This is a genomic window from Alicycliphilus denitrificans K601 (genome assembly GCF_000204645.1).
Lineage (GTDB): Bacteria > Pseudomonadota > Gammaproteobacteria > Burkholderiales > Burkholderiaceae_C > Alicycliphilus > Alicycliphilus denitrificans.
This window is the reverse complement of sequence record NC_015422.1, coordinates 546,460-565,324: the sequence shown is the minus strand read 5'-3', so window position 1 is coordinate 565,324 and position 18,865 is coordinate 546,460. Positions and strand designations below refer to the sequence as shown.

Sequence of the window (18,865 nt, the reverse complement as noted above, 5' to 3'; positions counted from 1 at the left end):
GGCTCAGCGCGCCGTATCCACCACCACCCGGCCGCGCACCTGTCCCGCCAGCAGGCGGGGCGCCAGCGCCACGACGTCGGCCAGCCCTGCCACTTCGGTATTGCGCTGCAGCACCTCGCGCGGCAACTCCTGCGCCAGGCGCTGCCAGGCCCGCTCGCGCCGCTGCACGGGGGCATAGACGCTGTCGATGCCCAGCAGGGACACGCCGCGCAGGATGAAGGGTGCGACCGTGGCTGGCAGGTCCATGCCCTGCGCCAGTCCGCACGCGGCCACGCAGCCGCCGTAGCGCACGCTGGCGCAGACGTTGGCCAGCGTATGGCTGCCCACGCTGTCCACGGCCGCGGCCCAGCGTTCCTTCTGCAGCGGCTTGCCCGGCGCGTCCAGGCTGCCGCGCTCCACGATCTGCGCGGCGCCCAGCGCCTGCAGATGCGCGGCCTGCTCCGGGCGGCCGGTGCTGGCGTGCACCTCGAAGCCCAGGCGCGCCAGCAAGGCAACGGCAATGCTGCCCACGCCGCCGTTGGCACCGGTGACCAGCACGGGGCCATCGGCGGGCGCGACGCCGCGGTCCTGCAGCGCCATCACGCACAGCATCGCCGTGTAGCCCGCGGTGCCGATGGCCATCACATCCTGGGCACTGAACGCCTCGGGCCGGCGGATCAGCCAGTCGCCATTGACCCGCGCCTGCTGCGCGAGGCCGCCCCAGTGCGTTTCGCCCACGCCCCAGCCGTTGAGCAGCACCGCATCGCCGGGGCGAAAGCGCTCGTCCTCGCTGTCGATCACCGTTCCCGCGAAGTCGATGCCGGGCACCATGGGGAACTGCCGCACCACGGGCGAGCGGCCGGTGATGGCCAGCGCGTCCTTGTAGTTCAGCGTCGAATGCGAGACCGCAACGCGCACCGTGCCCTCGGGCAGGCGGGACTCGTCGATCTCCACGCATTCGGCATGGGTTTCGCGCGGGGCGGGTTGGGTGAGCAGCAGGGCCTTGAACATAAGAAACTCCGTCGGATGGGAAACGAATGGCTTCAGTGATGCGCCCCGCCCAGCACGCCGTTGCGATGCAGCTGCTCGATGACGGCATCCTCGATGCCCAGTTCCTGCAGCAGTGCATGGCCATGCTGGCCCAGGCCGGGGGCGGGCGTTTGCGGGGCCGGCTCGCAGCCTCCGAGCCGGAAACCCAGGCCCGGGGTCTGCACGTCCGAGCCCTGCGCACCATAGCGCACGGGCCGCAGCGCACCGGTATCCCGCGCTTCGTCCAGGAATTCCCCCAGGCGCCGCACGCGCGCGGCCGGCACACCCACCGCGTTGAGCCGCGCCTCCATGTCGGCAGCGCTACGCCCGGCGAAGGCGGCGCGCAGGCGCTCCTGCAGCGCGGGCAGGTCGCGTGCGACGACGAAGCCCCCTTGCGGCGCGTTGAAGGCGTCGATGTCGAGCAGCGCCGCGTCGTCGCACAGGGCCTCCAGCCCGAGCACGCCGGCCAGCAGCCGGAACTGCGCCGGCGTGTTGGCGGCGGTGGACAGCCAGCCATCGGCGCACCGGTAGGTGTCGGCCGCCGGGCTGCCGGTGTAGCCGCGATTGCCCACGCGCCGGGGCTCGGTGCCATGGGTGAGATAGGTGCAGGCATGCGGGTACATGAGCATCATCGAAGCCTGCAGCATGGAGGCATCGATGTGCTGGCCGGCACGTGCGCCCGGCGTGCCGGCATTGCGCTTGTGCAGCGCGGCCGTGATCGACAGCGCGCCCAGCATGCCGACGGCCACGTCGATCACCGGGAAGCCCACTTTCACGGGCGGCGCGTGCTCATCGTCGCCCGCCATCATCATCATGCCGGTCAGCGCCTGCACCACGTGGTCGTAGGCGCCGCGCCGGGCCCAGTCGCCCTGCTGGCCGAAGCCCGAGATGGAGCAGTAGACGACATCGGGCCGCAGCGCCCGGATATCCTCGTAGCCCAGGCCGTAGCGCGCCACCACGCCGGGGCGGAAGTTCTCGATGAACACGTCGGCCGTGCGGGCCAGCGCACGCACGATGTCCGCTCCTTCGGGCTGGCGGATGTCCACCGCCAGGGAGCGCTTGCCGGCATTGAGCGCCACGAATCCCGAAGGCAGTCCACCCTCGTTCTTTTCCCCCGGCGCATGGCTGTTGCGCATGACCTCGCCGCCGGGCGGCTCGATCTTGATGACCTCGGCCCCCAGCTGGGCCAGGTAGTGCGAGGCCAGCGGCCCCGCGATCACGTGCGACATGTCGACGACGCGCACCCCTTGCAACGGCTTGTCCATATCCATTCTCGCTTTCGGCTCAACTGTTGGCCGTGATGCCGGCCAGCTGGATGATCTCGGCCCACTTGCGGTTCTCGCTGCGCACGAAGTCGGCAAACGCCTGGGGCGACGCGCTGGCCGTGGCCTCGTTGCCCACGGCCTCGAAGGCCGCGCGCAGCGCAGGCTGCGCCGCCACCTTGCGTACCGCGGCATTGAGGGTGTCCAGCACGGCCGGCGGCGTCTTGGCCGGGGCCCACAGGCCGAACCATGACTCCTGCACCGCCAGTTCGTTGTTCAGCACTTCCTGCAGCGTCGGCACGTCGGGCAACTGGCTCAGGCGCTTGCGGCTGGTCACGGCCAGGGCGCGCAGCTTGCCGCCCTGCACCTGGGGAATGCCCGTGCCCGCCACCGGGAACGCATATTGGGTGTCGCCCCGGATCAGCGAGGCGGCGATCTCCACCGAGCCCTTGAGCGGGATGTGGGTCACCTGCAGCCCGGCCAGCGACGCCAGCGTGGCACCGGCCAGGTGGGCCGATGTGCCAATGCCGCCCGAGCCATAGTTGGCCTGCGCCGGCTGCGCCTTGAGCGCGGCGATCAGCTCCTGGGCCGTGCGCCACGGCGCATCGGCACGCACCACCAGCACCGTGGGCGAGGACATCAGATTGCTGACGGGGGCGAAGTCCCCGATCGGGTCGAAGCGCAGCCCCGGCTGCAGAAGTTTCTGGATCAAGTGGGTATTGGAGCCCAGCAGGCAGGTATAGCCGTCGGCCGGCTGCTGCGCCACGTACTGGGCGGCCAGCACGCCCGCCGCCCCGACCTTGTTCTCGATCACGATGGATTGGCCCAGCACCTCGCCCAGCGACGGGCCCGTCTGGCGCAGTTGCACGTCCGGCCCGCCGCCGGCGGCATAGGGCGAAATCACCCGCACCGGGCGGGAAGGAAAGCTGTTCGCCCAAGCCGCGGAGGTGGCCGTAGCTGCCAATGCGCTGGCGAGAAAGGCGCGTCTATCCATGGTGTGTCTCCTTGTCGCGTGTCGTAGTGGAGGCAGGATAGGTGAGCCATGAGTTTTCTAATAGTGATATGTTTCTATGGATCGAAAACCTTTGGTAATCACTTATGCCGGACTTCGACCCACAGCGCCTGCTATCCCGCCTGCGCTTCAGGCACCTGCAATTGCTGCTGGCCCTGCACGAGGGCGGCAGCCTGCGCGCGGCAGCCGGCCTGATGCACCTGACGCAGCCGGCGCTGAGCAAGGCCCTGGGCGAGATCGAAGCCGCCTTCGGCGCACCGCTCTTCATACGCACCGCGCGCGGGCTGGAGCCCACGCCCCAGGGCGAGACCGCCATCCGCGGGGCGGCAATGCTGCTCAACGAACTGGCGCACCTGGGCCAAGAAACCTCGCAGCAGCCTGCCGTCACCCAGCTGCGCATCGGCGCGCCGCCCTTCGTGGCCCAGGGGTATCTGCCCGAAGTGCTGTCCCGGCTGATCGCGGAGCACCCCCATGTCCGGGTGCAATTGCAAGAGGAACGGGTTCCGCTGCTGGTGGAATGCCTGCTGGCCGGCCAGCTCGACGCACTCATCACCAGCTACCCCACGGAACTGCCCGAAGCCGCCGGCCAGCCCCTGCGCTATGAGAAGCTGTTCGATGCGGCCTTCACCGTCATCGCCCCGGCGGACCACCCCGCAGGCCATGCGCACACCTGTGACTGGGAATACCTGGCGCGCCAGCGCTGGGTCCTGCCCACGCGCAGCTCGATGCTGCGGCGCATGATGGAGGAGGTATTCCGCCGCGAAAGCGTGATGTCGCCGACGCCCGTGATCGAGTCCACCAGTCCGTTCACCAACCTGCAGCTGGTCAAGGCGGGGCTGGGCATCAGCGCCGTCCCCAGTGCGTCCCTGCGGGCTGCGCCCGCATCGCTGGGCGTGCGCGAGGTCAGGGCCGTGCCGGGCATCTCCACCGGCCCGGTAGCGTTGATATACCGCGGCGCCGTGGCCAATCCCCGCGTGGCCCTGCTGCGCTCCACGCTGGGGCTCGCGGCCTCGGGCGAAACACCGGCGCCTTAGGGCCTGTCATCGAATGATTTCCCCACGCGAAAGGCAGCCGGGCGGTGCAGTGCTAGGCGTGGCGAGTGCCGCGTAGCTCGGCTACGCAAGCGAGCCGCAACGACGCAATGCGCCGCCCGGCTGCCTTTCCCTTCGGGCTGCCCCTCGGCGCATAACATCGCCCCGATGTTCGGCACCCCCCTGCTCCTCGCCGCCGCCTTCGTCGCCGGCGCCCTCAACGCCGTCGCGGGCGGCGGCAGCTTCCTCACCCTGCCCGCGCTGGTTTTCACCGGCGTGCCGCCCGTGGTGGCCAATGCCACCGGCACCGTGGCGCTGCTGCCCGGCTACATGGCGGGCGCCTGGGGCTTTCGCGAGGACATGCAGCCGCCGCCGGGCCTGTCGATGCGCGCCGTGGTCGCGCTGTCGCTCGCGGGCGGCTCGGCCGGCGCGGCGCTGCTGCTGGTAACGCCCGACGCCACCTTCCGCAAGGTCGTGCCCTGGCTGCTGCTGGCGGCCACCGCCCTGTTCGCCTTCGGGCCGCAGCTGCGGCAGTGGGCGGGCTCGGGCCGGCACGGCGCCGCGCCCTGGAAGGCCAGCCTGGGCATGCTGGCCGTGGCGGCCTATGGCGGCTATTTCAACGGGGGGCTGGGCATCCTGCTGCTGGCGCTGTTCGGCCTGCTGGGGCAGACGCAGCTGAACGCCATGAACGGCATGAAGAACCTCGTCTCCGCCCTGCTCACGGCCATCGCCGTGGCGATCTACGCGGCGGGCGGCATCGTGCTGTGGCCGCAGGCCCTCCTGATGATGGTGGCCGCCACGCTGGGCGGCTACGGCGGCGCGCGCGCGGCGCGCCGGCTGCCCGCGCCCGTGCTGCGCTGGGGCATCGTGGCGACGGGGCTGGTGATGGCGGGGCTGTTCTTCTGGAAACAGTGAATCATGGCCGAATTGGCCTGTATCGCTTTCCCATCAAGCGCAATAAGCTATTAATTCATGAGCAATCAAGGCGCGATGCGCAGCGGAATGGTCACCGGCCCGTCGTTGACCAGGTGCACCTGCATGCTGGCGCCGAAGCGCCCCGTGGCCACCTCCGGGTACGCGGCGCGCGCCCGGGCCACGAAGTAGTCGTACAGGCGCTCGCCCTCGGCGGGCGCCGCCGCCTGGCTGAAGCCGGGGCGGTTGCCGCCGCGCGTGTCGGCGGCCAGGGTGAACTGGCTCACGATGAGCAGGCCGCCGCCCACGTCCTGCACGCTGCGGTTCATCTTGCCGGCCTCGTCGGTGAAGATGCGCAGCTTGAGTATCTTGGCCAGCAGCTTGTCGGCCTGCTGCTCGCCGTCGCCCTGCTCGGCGCAGACCAGGGCCAGCAGGCCCGCGCCGATGCGGCCGGCCACCTCGCCGGCGATTTCCACGCGCGCCTCGCTCACGCGCTGCAGCAGGCCGATCATGGCTGCTCCTCCCCGGCCTGCACCTTCTGTTCGAACACCGTGTCATGGTCCTCGGGCAGCAGCTCGATGGTGGCGCGCAGGCCGGGCACGGCCTGCATCAGTGCCTGCTCCACCTCGCTGCGCTGCCGGGCAGCCTCGGCCAGCGTCCAGCGCCCGGGCACGTGCATGTGCAGATCGACGAAGCTGCGCGCGCCGGCGCGGCGCGAGGTCAGGCTGTCGAAGTGCACGGCCCCCCCGCTGGCGCCGCCGTACTCTTGCAGCACGGTGTACACGCGCGCCAGCAGCGTGGGCTCCATGGCCTCGTCCATCAGGCCCTGCGATGCGCGCCAGATCAGCGCGCCGCCCTCGCGCAGGATGTTCAGCGCCACGCCGATGGCCACCAGCGGGTCCATCCACGTCCAGCCCGTGGCGCTGGCGGCCAGCAGGCCGACGACCACGCCGATGGAGGTCCACACGTCGGTCATCAGGTGGCGCGCATCGCCCTCCAGCGCCAGGGAGCGGTGCACCTGCGCCGCGCGCAGCATGCCCCAGGCCAGCAGGCCGTTGCAGGCGGTGCTCAGCAGCGACAGGCCCATGCCCCAGCCGAGCTGCTCCAGCGGCTGCGGGTGCATGAGGCGCAGCACGGCCGCCCAGAGGATGGCGATACTCGCGCCCACGATGAGGATGCCTTCGAAGCCCGAGGAGAAATACTCTGCCTTGTGGTGGCCATAAGGGTGGTCCGCGTCCGCCGGGCGGCGGGCCACGGTCACCATGGCCAGGGCGAACATGGCGCCGGCCAGGTTCACAAAGGACTCCAGCGCGTCCGACAGCAGCCCGACCGAGCCGCTGATCCACCAGGCCAGGGTCTTGAGGGCGATGGTCAGCACGGCCACGCCCATCGAGGCGCGCAGCAGATTGTGGGGCGTCATCCAGGCGGGGACATGCAGGGATCTGGCGGCGGCATGGGGCATGTCGGGATTATCCCTGCCCCCCACTGGCCGAAAGGACATGCGCCGCGCTCGCCAAAGTACGGGCAATACGCTATAAGCTTGCAGACCCTTCGGCCACCGCCCATGCCCGCAAAGCCCCCCTCCGACCCCGTCCCGTCCGGATCGGGCTCGCACGCCAGCGCAGCGCTGCTGCGCCTGGTGGCCGACACCGTGCCGGTCATGCTGGCCTACTACGAATCCCCGGAACTGCGCTGCCGCTTCGCCAACCAGCGCTTCGCCGATTTCATGGAGCGGACGGCGGACGGCATCCTCGGCACCACCGCGCGCGACATCCTGGGCGAGCAGACCTGGCAGCAGATCCTGCCCTGCGTGCAGCGCGCGCTCGGGGGTGAGACCGTGCAACACCTGTGCCAGCAGGCGGGGCCGGACGGCCGCATGCGCATGCTGGAGTTCAGTCTGCGGCCGCAGCTGGAGCCGCGCGGCGGCCGCCTCGCCACGCCGGGCATACTGGTGCTGGTCAACGACGTCACCGAGCGCCTGGAGGCCGAGCAGGCCGTGCGCCAGAGCGAGGAGCGCATGCGCAAGTTCGCCGAGGCCACCGAGGAGGGCCTGGCCTTCCACCGCGACGGCCGCATCCTGGACGCCAACGCGTCCCTGCAGCGCATGACCGGCTACACGCTGGCCGAGCTCGTGGGGCGGTCCATCTTCGACTTCATCCAGCCCGAATACCGCGCCCTCGCGCAGGAATACACGCGCCGCGGGCGCGAGTACCCATACGAGCTGGCCATGCGCCACAAGGACGGCCACGCCATCCCCATCGAGGCCGTGGGCAAGACCCTGCCGCAGCAGCAGGACGAGTACCGGGTGGTAGTGGTGCGCGACATCACGGCGCGCAAGCAGGCCCAGGAGCGCGCGCGCTTCCTGGCGCTGCACGACCCGCTGACCCAGCTGCCCAACCGCCGCCACCTCATGCTGCAGCTCGCGCGCACGGTCGCCACGGCGCAGGAGCGGCGCAAGCGCTCGGCCGTGCTGTTCGTCGACCTGGACCATTTCAAGACCGTCAACGAATCGCTGGGTCACGAGGCCGGCGACCAGCTGCTGTGCGAGGTTGCCCGGCGCCTGCAGGAGGGCGTGAAGGCCACCGACTTCGTGGCCCACGTGGGGGGCGACCAGTTCGTGGTGCTGCTGAGCGGCCTGCGCGGCCGCGCGGCCGCCGCCGCCGCGGCCGACGCGCTGATCGAGCGCATCCGTGCGGTGTACACCATCGGCGAGACACAGCTGTCGCCCTCGCCCTCCGTAGGCATCAGTGTCTTCCCCGACGACGGCTACGGCCCCGACGAGCTGCTGCGCCGCGCCGACGCCGCCATGCAGCAGGCCAAGGAGAGCGGGCGCGGCACGCGCCTGTTCTACACGCCGGACATGGAGGGACAGCCAGCGGAGGTGCTGCAGCAGGAGCACCTGCTGCGCGAGGCTGTGTTCCACGACGCCCTGGAGCTGCACTACCAGCCCCAGGTGCAGGTGGCCTCGGGCCGCCTGGTGGGGCTGGAGGCGCTGGTGCGCTGGCGGCACCCGCAGCGCGGCCTGGTCGGGCCGGACGACTTCATCCCCCTGGCCGAGTCGCGCGGCCTGATCACGCCCATAGGCCGCTGGGTGCTGCGCGAGGCCTGCCGCCAGCTCAAGGCCTGGCACAACGAGGGCCTGGCGCTGGTGCCCGTGGCGGTGAACCTGTCGGCCATCGAGTTCCGCCAGCGCGACGTGGCCGGCGAGATCGCGCGCGTGCTGCAGGAGACCGGCCTGGAGCCGCAGTACCTGGAGGTCGAGATCACCGAGACCACCCTCATGCAGCATGCCGAGCACACGCGCGCCACGCTGCAGGCGCTGCAGGCCATGGGCGTGGCCGTGACGGTGGACGACTTCGGCACGGGCTACTCGTCACTCACCTACCTCAAGCGCTACCCGCTGGACAAGCTCAAGGTGGACCGCTCCTTCGTCGCCGACACGCCGGCCGACGGCGACGACGTGGCCATCGTCACCGCCATCGTCCAGCTCGCCCGCAGCCTGCAGCTGCAGTCCGTGGCCGAGGGCGTGCAGACCACCGAGCAACTGACGCTGCTGCAGAGCCTGGGCTGCGAGCTGGCCCAGGGTTTCGGCATCGCGCCCCCCATGGACGTGCGGCGCACGCGCGCATGGCTGCACGCGCTGCCGGCCGCCGCTTCGTGACGGCGCCATGACGGCGCGCCATGGACAATACGCCCATGGCCTCCTCCCTCGCATTCATCACCGAACCCAGCTTCCACGCCGAACCCGCCGACGCCCTGGCGCAGGTGCAGCACATCTATCAGCAGCAGATCGGCCATCTGCGCGACGCCATGCAGCGCTTCGTGGCCGGAGAGACGCCCGCCAACCACGTGCGCGCCTGCTACCCCTACGTGCGCGTGCAGATCGCCACCGTGGCGCGCGCCGCCACGCAGCTGGCCTATGGCTTCGTTGAGGGGCCCGGGTGCTACGAGACCACGCTCACGCGGCCCGATCTGTTCGCGGGCTACTACACCGAACAGTTCCGCCTGCTGCGCGCCAGCCACGGCGTGGAGCTGGAGGTGGGCCTGAGCCGGCAGCCCATCCCCATCCATTTCTCGTTCGCCGAGCATGACTACATCGAGGGCACGCTCAGCCCCGAGCGGCGCACGCTGATGCGCGACGTGTTCGACCTGCCCGACCTCGCCGCCATGGACGACGGCATCGCCAACGGCACCTGGACGCCGAGCGCCGGCGAGGCGCAGCCGCTGTCGCTGTTCACCGGGCCGCGCGTGGACTACTCGCTGCACCGCCTGCGCCACTACACGGGCACCCTGCCCGAGTGGTTCCAGAACTTCGTGCTGTTCACCAACTACCAGTTCTACATCGACGAATTCGTGCGCCTGGGCCATGCCGAGATGGCCCGGGCGGACAGCGAATACGTCGCCTTCATCGAGCCCGGCAACGTGGTCACGCGCCGCACCGGCCTGCCCGCGCAGCCCGGCGACGAGCTGGGCGCGCCCCCGCCGCGCCTGCCGCAGATGCCCGCCTACCACCTGGTGCGCGCCGACAACAGCGGCATCACCATGGTCAACATCGGCGTCGGGCCGGCCAACGCCAAGACCATCACCGACCACATCGCCGTGCTGCGCCCGCACGCCTGGATGATGCTGGGCCACTGCGCGGGCCTGAGGAACAGCCAGCAGCTGGGCGACTACGTGCTGGCCCACGCCTACGTGCGCGAGGACCACGTGCTCGACGAGGAACTGCCGCTGTGGGTACCCATCCCCGCGCTGGCCGAGATCCAGGTCGCGCTGCAGCAGGCCGTGGCCGAGGTGACGCAGATGGGCGGCCCCGACCTCAAGCGCATCATGCGCACCGGCACCGTGGCCAGCACCGACAACCGCAACTGGGAGCTGCTGCCCGACAACATGCCCCAGCGCCGCTTCAGCCAGAGCCGCGCCGTGGCGCTGGACATGGAGAGCGCCACCATCGCCGCCAACGGCTTTCGCTTCCGCGTGCCCTACGGCACGCTGCTATGCGTGAGCGACAAGCCGCTGCACGGCGAGATCAAGCTGCCCGGGATGGCCAACCACTTCTACCGCGAGCGCGTTCAACAACACCTGCTCATCGGCATGCGCGCCATCGACATCCTGCGCGCCGGCGGCGTGCAGCGCCTGCACAGCCGCAAGCTGCGCAGCTTTGCCGAGGTGGCGTTCCAGTAGAGACCCGATGCCCGCGCGCCGGTTTTCCCGGGATATGGGCAACTACGTAACGAAAAACCCCGCTTGTCTCCAGCCCGGGGGCACTTCCAGAATGGCCATGGGCCGACGGCCCGCCCCGTGCAACGACAAGGAGACAAGCACATGACCACTCCCCCCGCCATCCGCCCCCCATGGCCCCGCGGCGCGCGCCTGCTGCTCACGGCCAGCGCCGCGCTGGCGCTGGCCGCCTGCGGCGGCGGCTCGCACCATTTTTCCTTCGACACCGCCAGCCGGAACCTGGCGACCCAGCAGGTCGCCGCCGACCAAATCGGCCTGCCCACCAAGGGCGCCGTCGTCACCTCGGTGGAGACGCCGACGGCCGCCTCCGGCCCCCAGCCGCCCGCATCCATACGAGCCAATATCGCCATTGCGCCCGTGGATACGGCGGCACCCGCTATCAAAATGGGACTGCTCCTGCCCAAGGAATGGAACGGCAAGGTGGTCATGCTCGGCGGCGGCGGCTACAACGGCACCATCCCTAGCCTCTATACCTACTCCGCGGCCCCCGCGAGCCAGGGCCCCTATCCGCTGCTGGACCAGGGCTATGCCGTGTTCGCCAGCGACTCCGGCCACCAGGCGGGCGCCGCCGGCAGCCGCGACGGCAGCTTCGGGACGAACGACGAGGCCGCGGCCAACTTTTCCGGCGCGGCGCTCAAGAAGGTCAGCGACGTGGCCGACGTGCTCGTCACCCGCTTCTATGGCCGCAAGCCCGGCAAGCGCTATTTCATCGGCGGCTCCACCGGCGGGCGCGAAGCGCTGGCCGTGGCGCAGAAATGGCCCGCCGACTGGGACGGCGTCGTCTCCTGGTATCCGGCCTGGAACGCCGCCAGCCTGGACCTGCAGTTCGGCCGCCTGAGCCGCGCCTTCGCCCAGCCCGACGCCTACCCGAGCCTCGCCCAGCGCAAGCTGCTGCGCCAGGCGGCCATGGCCCGGTGCGATGCGCTGGACGGCATCGCCGACGGCATCGTCAGCAACGTCGCCGCCTGCAACGCGCAGTTCGACCCGGCCACGGCCCAGTTCGAGGGCAAGCCCCTGCGCTGCCCGAGCGGCGGCAACGAGAACGACGGCTGCCTGTCCGACGCCATGATCGCGGCGCTGCATGCATACAACACGCCCATCACGTTCGGCAGCCCTCTGGGCAGCGGCGAGACACAATACCCCGGCTTCAACGTCTGGGGGTCCGAGCTGGGCGAGACGGGCCCCAGCCCCCTGCAGCCCACCGTCACCCTGCTGGCCATGAACACTACCGCGCCGGCCAGCCCCGCGCCGCTGACGGCGCCGTACTGGGCCGTGTTCTGGGACCAGTGGGTGCGCTACTTCGTGACGCGCGACGCGAACTTCGATTCGCTCTCGCTCGACCCGCAGAACCCCGGCCCGTGGGCGGGACGCATACAAGAGCTGACCAAGCTGCAGGACATCAACAGCACCGATCTGTCCGCCTTCCAAAAGCGCGGCGGCAAGCTGCTGATGGCGCATGGTACGGCCGACGTGCTGGTCAGCACGCGCGCCACGGCCCAGTACTACGAGCGGCTCGTCCAGACCATGGGCGCCGACACGGTCAAGAGCTTCGCCCGCTACTACGAGGTGCCCGGCTACGGCCACGCCGCCAGCACGGCCTTCAACGCCAACTGGGACTCGCTCAAGGCGCTGGACCAGTGGGTGAGCATCGGCACGGCGCCCGCCGGCCAGGTGGTGACCGACACCGCGGGCGTGCCGGGCCGCACCCGCCCCCTGTGCGAATACCCGGGCTGGCCGCGCTACGGCGGCACGGGCGACGCCAACAAGGCGGAGAGCTTCAGCTGCGTGGCCCCATAGTCCGGAAACTATCAAATAGATAGCCGCTTGCGCCCTTCTGGCGGGCGCAAGCGGCTTTTTTGTTGCCAAAACCCGAATCGGCCGCTTTCCCCCACAATCGCCGCATGAACGTGCTCTTCGAAGCCCAGGACCTGCGCAAGCGCTACGGCGACGCCACTGTGGTGGACGGCGTTTCCTTCGCCATCGCGCCCGGCGAATGCCTGGGCGTGATAGGCCCCAACGGCGCCGGCAAGACCACCACCATCCGCATGTGCCTGGGCCTGACCGCGCCCGACGCGGGCAGCGTGCGCTTCTACCCGGGCGGCGGCGCCGCGCCGCTGTCCATGCCGCTCGACGCGCTGGCCATCAAGGCGCAGCTGGGCGTGGTCGCACAGTTCGACAGCCTGGACCCGGACTTCAGCTGCGCCGAGAACCTGCGCGTGTTCGGGCGCTACTTCGGCCTCAAGGGCGCGGCCATGGACGCGCGCATCGGCCCGCTGCTCGAATTCGCCGCGCTCACCTCCAAGGCCGGCGCGCGCCCGGGCGAGCTCTCTGGCGGCATGCGCCGGCGCCTGTCGCTGGCGCGCGCGCTGGTCAACGACCCGCGCCTGCTGCTGCTCGACGAGCCCACCACGGGCCTGGACCCGCAGGCGCGCCACCTGATGTGGGAGCGGCTGCAGCGCCTGCTGCAGCAGGGCAAGTCCATCCTGCTGACTACGCACTTCATGGACGAGGCCGAGCGCTTGTGCTCGCGCCTGCTGGTGCTGGACCATGGCCGCAAGATCGCCGAGGGCCGGCCGCGCGAGCTGATCGCCGAGCACCTGGAGAGCGACGTGGTCGAGGCCTACGGCAACGGCGCGCTGACGCTGGCCCATGACGCGCAACTGCGCCCGCTGGCCCGGCGCATCGAGGTCAGCGGCGAGACCGTCTTCTTCTACACCCAGGACGCGCGCCCGCTGCTGCAGGCCCTTACCGGCCACGGCCACCTGCGCACCCTGCACCGGCCGGCCAACCTGGAGGACCTGTTCCTCAAGCTCACCGGCCGCCAGATCCGCGAGGACGCCTGACATGGCCCCCATGACCGACCCCAGCATCTGGCGTGCGCCCGACCTGTCGCTGCGCTGGTGGCCCGTATTCCTGCGCAACCTGCTGGTGTGGCGCAAGCTGGCCATACCCAGCCTGGTCGGCAACATCGCCGAGCCGCTGATGTGGCTGGTGGCCTTCGGCTACGGCATGGGCGCGCTGGTGGGCGAAGTGCAGGTAGGCGGCGACGGCGGCGCGCGCGTGCCCTACATCCTGTTCCTGGCCAGCGGCTCGATCTGCATGAGCGCCATGAACGCGGCGAGCTTCGAGGCGCTGTACTCGGCGTTCTCGCGCATGCACGTGCAGAAGACCTGGGACGGCATCATGAACGCGCCCATCAGCCTGGACAGCGTGCTGCTGGCCGAGATGCTGTGGGCCGCGTTCAAGGCGCTGTTCACCGCCACGGCCATCCTGGGCGTGATGCTGGCGCTGGGCATCAGCCATGCGCCCAAGCTGCTCGTGGCCTGGCCCGTGCTGCTCGCCGTGGGCATCATGTTCTCCAGCATCGCGCTGATCTTCAACGCCCTGGCCCAGGGCTACGACTTCTTCACCTACTACTTCACGCTGGTGCTCACGCCCATGATGTTCCTGTCGGGCGTGTTCTTCCCGCGCGAGCAGCTGCCCACGGCCGTGCGCATCGCATCGGACTGGCTGCCGCTGACCAACGCCGTGGAGCTGGTGCGCCCGCTGTTCATGGACCAGTGGCCGGCCCACCCCCTGCGCCACGGCCTGGTGGTGGCCGTGACCACCATTGCTGCCTACTGGGTGGCGCTGGCGCTGACGCGCAGGCGCTTTCGCGCCTGACGACGCGCCGGAAAATCACGCCTGCCATGCCCGCGCTGCTGAGCCCCGAAAACATCGCCCTGGTGGCCGGGGGCGTGTCCGCCATCGTGGCCTCGCGCGACGCACAGCTGCGCCCCAGCGTGATGCGCGCCGTGGGCTCGCGCATCCGCGCCGACGGCCGGCGTATCACCGTCTTCCTGCGCAGGAGTCAGTCGCAGCTGCTGCTGGCCGACATCGCCGCCACGGGCCACATCGCCGTGGTCTTCAGCGACCCGCCCTCGCACCGCACGGTGCAGGTCAAGGCCACGGCCGCGCTGCAGCGCGCCCTGCGGCCCGCCGACGAGCCCGCGCTGCCCGGCGCGCGGCGCTCCATGGCCGTGTGCACGAATTCGTTCTCGTGCTGCAAGTGCGAGCGGCAGAAGTCCATCAACGCCAGCACGCGGTCGCAGGACTGGGACAGGTCGAGATCGTCGTCCGTATCCACGCGGCCGAGGCCCGTGAGCGTGTCGGCCATGAAGGCGCGCAAGGCCTTGTGGATGGCTGCATACATGTTCATGCGCGGCGCGGCGGACTCTGCCTGTGCCAGCGCGGAGATTTCCTGGGGGTTGAATTGCATCGTCGGTTCCTTGGGCCCTGCGGCCTTCCAACCAGGCACACCATGTGCCCCATCGGGGCTGCGCAGTCTAGGAACGGGGCGGCGCGGGCGCTGCTAAAAACTGCTTATCCAAACCCTCAAAATTTCTTAATCAGGTCCGCTGCGCGCTCGGCAATCATCACCGTGGGCGCATTGGTGTTACCGCTGACGATGCGCGGCATGATGGACGCATCCACCACGCGCAGCCCCTGCAGGCCGTGCACGCGCAGCTCGCCGTCCACCACGTCGAGCGGCCCCGGCCCCATGCGGCAGCTGCCCACGGGGTGGTAGATGGTGTCGGCATGCCGGCGGATGAACTGCGCGATCTGCTCCTCGGTCTGCGCCTGTGCGAGCGCCGGCCCCTCGCTCCCGCCGTACTGCGCAAGCGCTGGCTGCCGCAGTATGTGCCGCCCCATCTGGAAGCCCCGCACCATGCGTGCCATGTCGCCATCGTGGGCGAGGAAGCCGGGGTCGATCAGCGGCGCCTGCAGCGGGTCGCCGCTGGCCAGGCGCACGCTGCCGCGGCTTTGCGGCTGCAGCAGGCACACGTGCAGCGAGTAACCATGGCCCAGCACGGTCTTGCGCCCGTGGTCCACCAGCTTGCCGATGACGAAGTGCAGTTGCAGGTCGGGCCGGGCCTCATCGGGGCTGCTCTTGAGAAAGCCGCCCGCCTCGGCGAAGTTGGTGGTCAGCATGCCGCTGCGCTGCGCGCGCCATTGCCGGATGCCGCGCAGCAGGTTGAGCGCGCCGCGCGGCGACAGCCCGAACAGGTCGGTGAGCCGCGGCGCATCGACGACCTGCACCACGTCCGGGTGGTCATGCAGGTTCTGGCCGACGCCCGGCAGGTGGTGCAGCACGCCTATGCCGTGACGCTGCAGCTCGTCGGCCGGCCCCACGCCAGAGAGCATCAGGAGCTGCGGCGACAGCAGCGCCCCGGCCGACAGCAGCACCTCGCGCCGCGCCCGCACCTGCTGCAGCCGCCCGCCCTGGCGGTACTCGACGCCCACGGCGCGCCTGCCCTCGAAAAGAATGCGCGTGGCGTGCGCGCCGGTGATCACCTGCAGGTTGGGGCGCGACAGGTGCGGCGTGAGATAGGCCTTGGCCGCGCTGCAGCGCTCGCCGTTCCTGTGCGTCACCTGGTACAGGCCCACGCCCTCCTGCACGGGGCCGTTGAAGTCGTCGTTGCGCGCATGGCCCGCCTGCACGGCCGCGTCGACGAACACGGCGCTGAAGCGGTTGGGCGAGCGCAGGTCCATCACGTTCAAAGGCCCGCCCCGGCCGTGCCACGCGTTGTCCCAGCGCTCGTTGTGCTCGGCGCGCAGGAAATAGGGCAGCACGTCGCGCCAGCCCCAGCCGGGGTTGCCCGCGGCCGCCCAGTGTTCGTAGTCGTCGGGGTGGCCGCGCACGTAGACCATGGCGTTGACCGAGCTGGAGCCGCCCAGCACCTTGCCGCGCGGCTGGTAGCCCCGGCGCCCGCCCAGCCCGGGCTGTGCCGTGGTCTGCAGGCCCCAGTTGTACCGGCCCGTGCGTGCCATCACGGCCAGGCCCGCCGGGCAGTGGATCAGCACGCTGTCGTCGCTGCCCCCGGCCTCCAGCAGGCCTACGCGCACGGCCGGGTCCTCGCTCAGCCGGCCCGCCAGCACGCAGCCGGCCGAGCCGCCGCCGATCACGACATAGTCGAAGTCACGCATGCCTGTCCCCCTCGTGGCGCACGCGGCCGGTTCGGGCCATCGCGCAATTGCCGATACCATCGGTTTCTTGCTTCCACAACTCTTTCAAGGGACTGTTATATGACGATTACGACCGTCGGCATCATCGGCGCGGGCACCATGGGCAACGGCATCGCGCAGGCATGCGCGGTGTCGGGCATCAACGTGGTCATGGTGGACGTCTCCGACGCCGCCGTACAAAAGGGCGTGGCCACCGTGGCCGGCAGCCTGGACCGCCTGATCAAGAAGGAAAAGATCACGGCGGCCGACAAGGATGCGGCGCTCGCGCGCATCAAGGGCTCGACCAGCTACGACGACCTGAAGGCCGCGCAGATCGTGATCGAGGCCGCGACCGAGAACCACGAGCTCAAGCTCAAGATCCTCAAGCAGGTCGACGCCATCGTGGCGCCCGAGGTCATCCTGGCCTCCAACACCTCGTCGATCTCCATCACCAAGCTGGCGGCCGCCACGGGCCGCGCCGACCGCTTCATCGGCATGCACTTCTTCAACCCCGTGCCCATGATGGCGCTGGTGGAGATCATCCGCGGCCTGCAGACCTCGGACGCCACGCACGACAGCGTGAAGCAGCTCGCCGAGCGCCTGGGCAAGTCGCCCATCACGGTGAAGAACGCGCCGGGCTTCGTGGTCAACCGCATCCTCGTGCCCATGATCAACGAGGCCTTCTTCGTGCTGGCCGAAGGCCTGGCCACGCCCGAGGACATCGACGCAGGCATGAAGCTGGGTTGCAACCAGCCCATCGGCCCGCTGGCCCTGGCCGACATGGTGGGCCTGGACGTGTGCCTGGCCGTGATGGACGTATACCTGGCCGAGTTCGGCGACAGCAAATACCGCGCCTGCCCGCTGCTGCGCGAAATGGTGGCCGCCGGCCGCCTGGGCCGCAAGACGGGGCGCGGCGTGTACCAGTACTGAGTGCGCGTCAGCGCCGACGCTGCCCGATCTTCTCGCCGATGAGCCGTGCCTGCTCCTGCATCACCTGTACCGCATGAAGCAGGCGGCTCTCGGTCAGGCGGGAAGAAATCGCCGTGACGGCGATGCCCGCCACGGTTTCTCCAGCAGGCGAGTGCACCGGGACGGCCACGGCGCGCGTACCGCGCACCACGCCCGTTGCCGTGTAGGCATACCCCAACATGCGAGCCGCTGCACAGCGCTCAAGGATGTCCTGCGCATCAAGCCTCAGCCCTCTCAACCGGCCGGCATTGCGCCGCATCATTTCCACTGCCTCCTCGTAGGGCAAGGAAGCCAGCAGGACGACACCGCTCACGCCTACGCCCAGCAAGCGGCGCGCGCCCACCTCGATCGAGAGGACCTTGATCGGATAGCTCCCTAACGCCCGCGCCAAACACACGGAGTCGTCACCCTTGCGGATGGTAAGGAAAGCCGTCTCGCCCAGAACCTCCCCGATGTGATGCAGGTGCTGAGCCGCCAACGAGCGCAGCGGGAAGCCAGCAGGCCGTGCCAGTCCCAACAGCGACACTTCCGTACCGATCAGATAGCGTCGCGTCACGGGCTGTTGCTCCACCGCGCCTTCCTCTACCAGCGCACGCAGGATCCGGTGCACCGTGGGTCGATTGAGACCCGTGGCCGATGCGACGTCGGTAAGGCGCACGCCGCTTTCCTGCCCCGACGCCACGATGCGCAGCACCGCGATCGCGCGGCGGATGCTCTGCGCTCCATCCTGTCCTGCGGGGGAGGCGGTGCCAGTCATCCCTCGGAAGCCAGCACCGTTTTCGGTGTCTGCGCCATCGCGCGCAAGGTGACGATTTCACCCAGCGTCGCGTAGTTAGGGCCAGCGATGCGGCACACCGGGTCGAGCGCGCGGGTGTCGATCTTGCCGCCCTGCAACAAGTCCTCACGGACATGGAATGCCGTGACCACCCCCACGAAGAATTCAGCGCCCGTATCCCCGAACGGTATGACACGATCAAGCCGGCACTCCATGCTGACCGGCGCATCGGCCAAACGCGGCACGGCAATCGTTTCACTAGCCACCGTGGCCAATCCAAGCAATTCCGCCTCGCTCACATCGGGTGCATGCTCGGCGCTGCTCTCATGAATGGCGTGCATATGCCCCCGATGCCCGATGTTCACGACAAATTCGCCGTTCGCCAGGATATACGCCCCCGTGTCCTTGCGCGCCCCAGCCTTGCGGCCGATGTTCACGCCCAGCATCGGCGGCTTGTTGGAAACGAAGGTGAAACACGAGAAAGGCGCCAGGTTCACCACACCCGTCAGCGACAACGTGGTGATCCAGGCGATCGGGCGAGGCACAACGATGCCGCTCATCAAGCGATAAGTGGCCTCGGGCGCGAGGGTATCGGCATACAGGGTCGTATAGGTCATGGCAGCGGCGATGTGGGTTGGCGAAATGCTGGAGGGATTGTGCGGAGCACGGGGCT

At 69.8% G+C, this 18,865-nt stretch carries 17 protein-coding genes; 9 read left to right on the top strand and 8 right to left on the bottom strand.

Features of this window, described 5'->3' with window-relative positions; translation table 11 throughout:
* Positions 1-3 precede the first annotated feature (3 nt).
* From acuI to ALIDE2_RS02675, 3 genes are read right to left on the bottom strand one after another with little or no spacing between them, the layout of a single operon-like run.
* On the bottom strand, positions 4-990 hold the full coding sequence (gene acuI, locus ALIDE2_RS02685; protein ID WP_013517472.1) for an acrylyl-CoA reductase (NADPH): 987 nt from the start codon (positions 988-990) through the stop codon (positions 4-6).
* 32 nt (positions 991-1,022) lie between these two features.
* Positions 1,023-2,273 carry a CaiB/BaiF CoA transferase family protein gene (locus ALIDE2_RS02680; RefSeq protein WP_013517471.1) on the bottom strand — a complete coding sequence of 417 codons (1,251 nt, stop codon included), beginning with the start codon at positions 2,271-2,273 and terminating at the stop codon, positions 1,023-1,025.
* 19 nt (positions 2,274-2,292) lie between these two features.
* Complete coding sequence (locus ALIDE2_RS02675) at positions 2,293-3,264, bottom strand: Bug family tripartite tricarboxylate transporter substrate binding protein (RefSeq protein WP_013721325.1); 972 nt, start codon at positions 3,262-3,264, stop codon at positions 2,293-2,295.
* A 104-nt stretch (positions 3,265-3,368) separates the two neighbouring features.
* On the opposite strand from ALIDE2_RS02675, the gene ALIDE2_RS02670 reads away from it, so the two are divergent.
* Positions 3,369-4,316 (top strand): LysR family transcriptional regulator, encoded by a 948-nt coding sequence (locus ALIDE2_RS02670; protein WP_013517469.1) that lies wholly within the window; start codon positions 3,369-3,371, stop codon positions 4,314-4,316.
* Between the two features lie 165 nt (positions 4,317-4,481).
* Positions 4,482-5,228, top strand: a complete 747-nt coding sequence (locus ALIDE2_RS02665) for a sulfite exporter TauE/SafE family protein (protein WP_013517468.1) — start codon at positions 4,482-4,484, stop codon at positions 5,226-5,228.
* 65 nt (positions 5,229-5,293) lie between these two features.
* On the opposite strand, the gene dtd is transcribed toward ALIDE2_RS02665, so the two are convergent.
* Entirely contained in the window at positions 5,294-5,737 is a 444-nt protein-coding gene (gene dtd, locus ALIDE2_RS02660) for a D-aminoacyl-tRNA deacylase (RefSeq protein ID WP_013721324.1), read from the bottom strand.
* Positions 5,734-6,687 carry a cation diffusion facilitator family transporter gene (locus tag ALIDE2_RS02655; RefSeq protein ID WP_041700580.1) on the bottom strand — a complete coding sequence of 318 codons (954 nt, stop codon included), beginning with the start codon at positions 6,685-6,687 and terminating at the stop codon, positions 5,734-5,736. The genes dtd and ALIDE2_RS02655 overlap by 4 nt, the downstream gene beginning before the upstream one ends.
* Positions 6,688-6,789: 102 nt before the next feature.
* Between ALIDE2_RS02655 and ALIDE2_RS02650 the strand changes: the two genes are divergently transcribed.
* The 6 genes from ALIDE2_RS02650 to ALIDE2_RS25695 all read left to right on the top strand — a co-directional run bounded on the left by ALIDE2_RS02650 (position 6,790) and on the right by ALIDE2_RS25695 (position 14,818).
* A complete protein-coding gene (locus tag ALIDE2_RS02650) occupies positions 6,790-8,886 on the top strand; it encodes a putative bifunctional diguanylate cyclase/phosphodiesterase (protein ID WP_013721322.1) in 2,097 nt (698 codons plus the stop codon).
* A gap of 35 nt (positions 8,887-8,921) precedes the next feature.
* A complete protein-coding gene (locus ALIDE2_RS02645; protein ID WP_013517464.1) occupies positions 8,922-10,406 on the top strand; it encodes an AMP nucleosidase in 1,485 nt (494 codons plus the stop codon).
* 141 nt (positions 10,407-10,547) lie between these two features.
* Complete coding sequence (locus ALIDE2_RS02640; protein ID WP_013517463.1) at positions 10,548-12,260, top strand: tannase/feruloyl esterase family alpha/beta hydrolase; 1,713 nt, start codon at positions 10,548-10,550, stop codon at positions 12,258-12,260.
* 104 nt (positions 12,261-12,364) lie between these two features.
* Positions 12,365-13,306 carry an ATP-binding cassette domain-containing protein gene (locus ALIDE2_RS02635; RefSeq protein ID WP_013517462.1) on the top strand — a complete coding sequence of 314 codons (942 nt, stop codon included), beginning with the start codon at positions 12,365-12,367 and terminating at the stop codon, positions 13,304-13,306.
* A gap of 1 nt (position 13,307) precedes the next feature.
* Complete coding sequence (locus ALIDE2_RS02630) at positions 13,308-14,126, top strand: ABC transporter permease (protein WP_013517461.1); 819 nt, start codon at positions 13,308-13,310, stop codon at positions 14,124-14,126.
* 26 nt (positions 14,127-14,152) lie between these two features.
* Positions 14,153-14,818, top strand: coding sequence for a PNPOx family protein (locus ALIDE2_RS25695; protein WP_193353136.1), 666 nt, complete (start codon positions 14,153-14,155; stop codon positions 14,816-14,818).
* Positions 14,819-14,837: 19 nt separating this feature from the next.
* Here ALIDE2_RS25695 and ALIDE2_RS02620 read toward each other — a convergent pair whose 3' ends face one another.
* Complete coding sequence (locus ALIDE2_RS02620) at positions 14,838-16,430, bottom strand: GMC family oxidoreductase (RefSeq protein WP_013517460.1); 1,593 nt, start codon at positions 16,428-16,430, stop codon at positions 14,838-14,840.
* A 99-nt stretch (positions 16,431-16,529) separates the two neighbouring features.
* Here ALIDE2_RS02620 and ALIDE2_RS02615 point away from each other — a divergent pair, with 99 nt between their 5' ends.
* On the top strand, positions 16,530-17,378 hold the full coding sequence (locus tag ALIDE2_RS02615; RefSeq protein ID WP_013721321.1) for a 3-hydroxybutyryl-CoA dehydrogenase: 849 nt from the start codon (positions 16,530-16,532) through the stop codon (positions 17,376-17,378).
* A gap of 7 nt (positions 17,379-17,385) precedes the next feature.
* On the opposite strand, the gene ALIDE2_RS02610 is transcribed toward ALIDE2_RS02615, so the two are convergent.
* Both ALIDE2_RS02610 and ALIDE2_RS02605 read right to left on the bottom strand, forming a co-directional pair.
* A complete protein-coding gene (locus ALIDE2_RS02610) occupies positions 17,386-18,174 on the bottom strand; it encodes an IclR family transcriptional regulator (RefSeq protein ID WP_013721320.1) in 789 nt (262 codons plus the stop codon).
* Complete coding sequence (locus tag ALIDE2_RS02605; RefSeq protein WP_013721319.1) at positions 18,171-18,809, bottom strand: flavin reductase family protein; 639 nt, start codon at positions 18,807-18,809, stop codon at positions 18,171-18,173. Before ALIDE2_RS02605 ends, ALIDE2_RS02610 begins: the two co-directional genes overlap by 4 nt.
* Positions 18,810-18,865: the final 56 nt, after the last annotated feature.

Excerpts from the sequence above, each read along its gene's own strand:
- ALIDE2_RS02665 (WP_013517468.1), top strand. The coding sequence starts at position 4,482 with ATGTTCGGCACCCCCCTGCTCCTCGCCGCCGCCTTCGTCGCCGGCGCC.
- ALIDE2_RS02655 (WP_041700580.1), bottom strand. The coding sequence starts at position 6,687 with ATGCCCCATGCCGCCGCCAGATCCCTGCATGTCCCCGCCTGGATGACG.
- ALIDE2_RS02620 (WP_013517460.1), bottom strand. The coding sequence starts at position 16,430 with ATGCGTGACTTCGACTATGTCGTGATCGGCGGCGGCTCGGCCGGCTGC.
- ALIDE2_RS02640 (WP_013517463.1), top strand. The coding sequence starts at position 10,548 with ATGACCACTCCCCCCGCCATCCGCCCCCCATGGCCCCGCGGCGCGCGC.
- acuI (WP_013517472.1), bottom strand. The coding sequence starts at position 990 with ATGTTCAAGGCCCTGCTGCTCACCCAACCCGCCCCGCGCGAAACCCAT.
- ALIDE2_RS02605 (WP_013721319.1), bottom strand. The coding sequence starts at position 18,809 with ATGACCTATACGACCCTGTATGCCGATACCCTCGCGCCCGAGGCCACT.
- ALIDE2_RS02630 (WP_013517461.1), top strand. The coding sequence starts at position 13,308 with ATGGCCCCCATGACCGACCCCAGCATCTGGCGTGCGCCCGACCTGTCG.
- ALIDE2_RS25695 (WP_193353136.1), top strand. The coding sequence starts at position 14,153 with ATGCCCGCGCTGCTGAGCCCCGAAAACATCGCCCTGGTGGCCGGGGGC.
- ALIDE2_RS02615 (WP_013721321.1), top strand. The coding sequence starts at position 16,530 with ATGACGATTACGACCGTCGGCATCATCGGCGCGGGCACCATGGGCAAC.
- ALIDE2_RS02670 (WP_013517469.1), top strand. The coding sequence starts at position 3,369 with ATGCCGGACTTCGACCCACAGCGCCTGCTATCCCGCCTGCGCTTCAGG.
- ALIDE2_RS02610 (WP_013721320.1), bottom strand. The coding sequence starts at position 18,174 with ATGACTGGCACCGCCTCCCCCGCAGGACAGGATGGAGCGCAGAGCATC.
- ALIDE2_RS02675 (WP_013721325.1), bottom strand. The coding sequence starts at position 3,264 with ATGGATAGACGCGCCTTTCTCGCCAGCGCATTGGCAGCTACGGCCACC.
- dtd (WP_013721324.1), bottom strand. The coding sequence starts at position 5,737 with ATGATCGGCCTGCTGCAGCGCGTGAGCGAGGCGCGCGTGGAAATCGCC.
- ALIDE2_RS02650 (WP_013721322.1), top strand. The coding sequence starts at position 6,790 with ATGCCCGCAAAGCCCCCCTCCGACCCCGTCCCGTCCGGATCGGGCTCG.
- ALIDE2_RS02680 (WP_013517471.1), bottom strand. The coding sequence starts at position 2,273 with ATGGACAAGCCGTTGCAAGGGGTGCGCGTCGTCGACATGTCGCACGTG.
- ALIDE2_RS02645 (WP_013517464.1), top strand. The coding sequence starts at position 8,922 with ATGGCCTCCTCCCTCGCATTCATCACCGAACCCAGCTTCCACGCCGAA.
- ALIDE2_RS02635 (WP_013517462.1), top strand. The coding sequence starts at position 12,365 with ATGAACGTGCTCTTCGAAGCCCAGGACCTGCGCAAGCGCTACGGCGAC.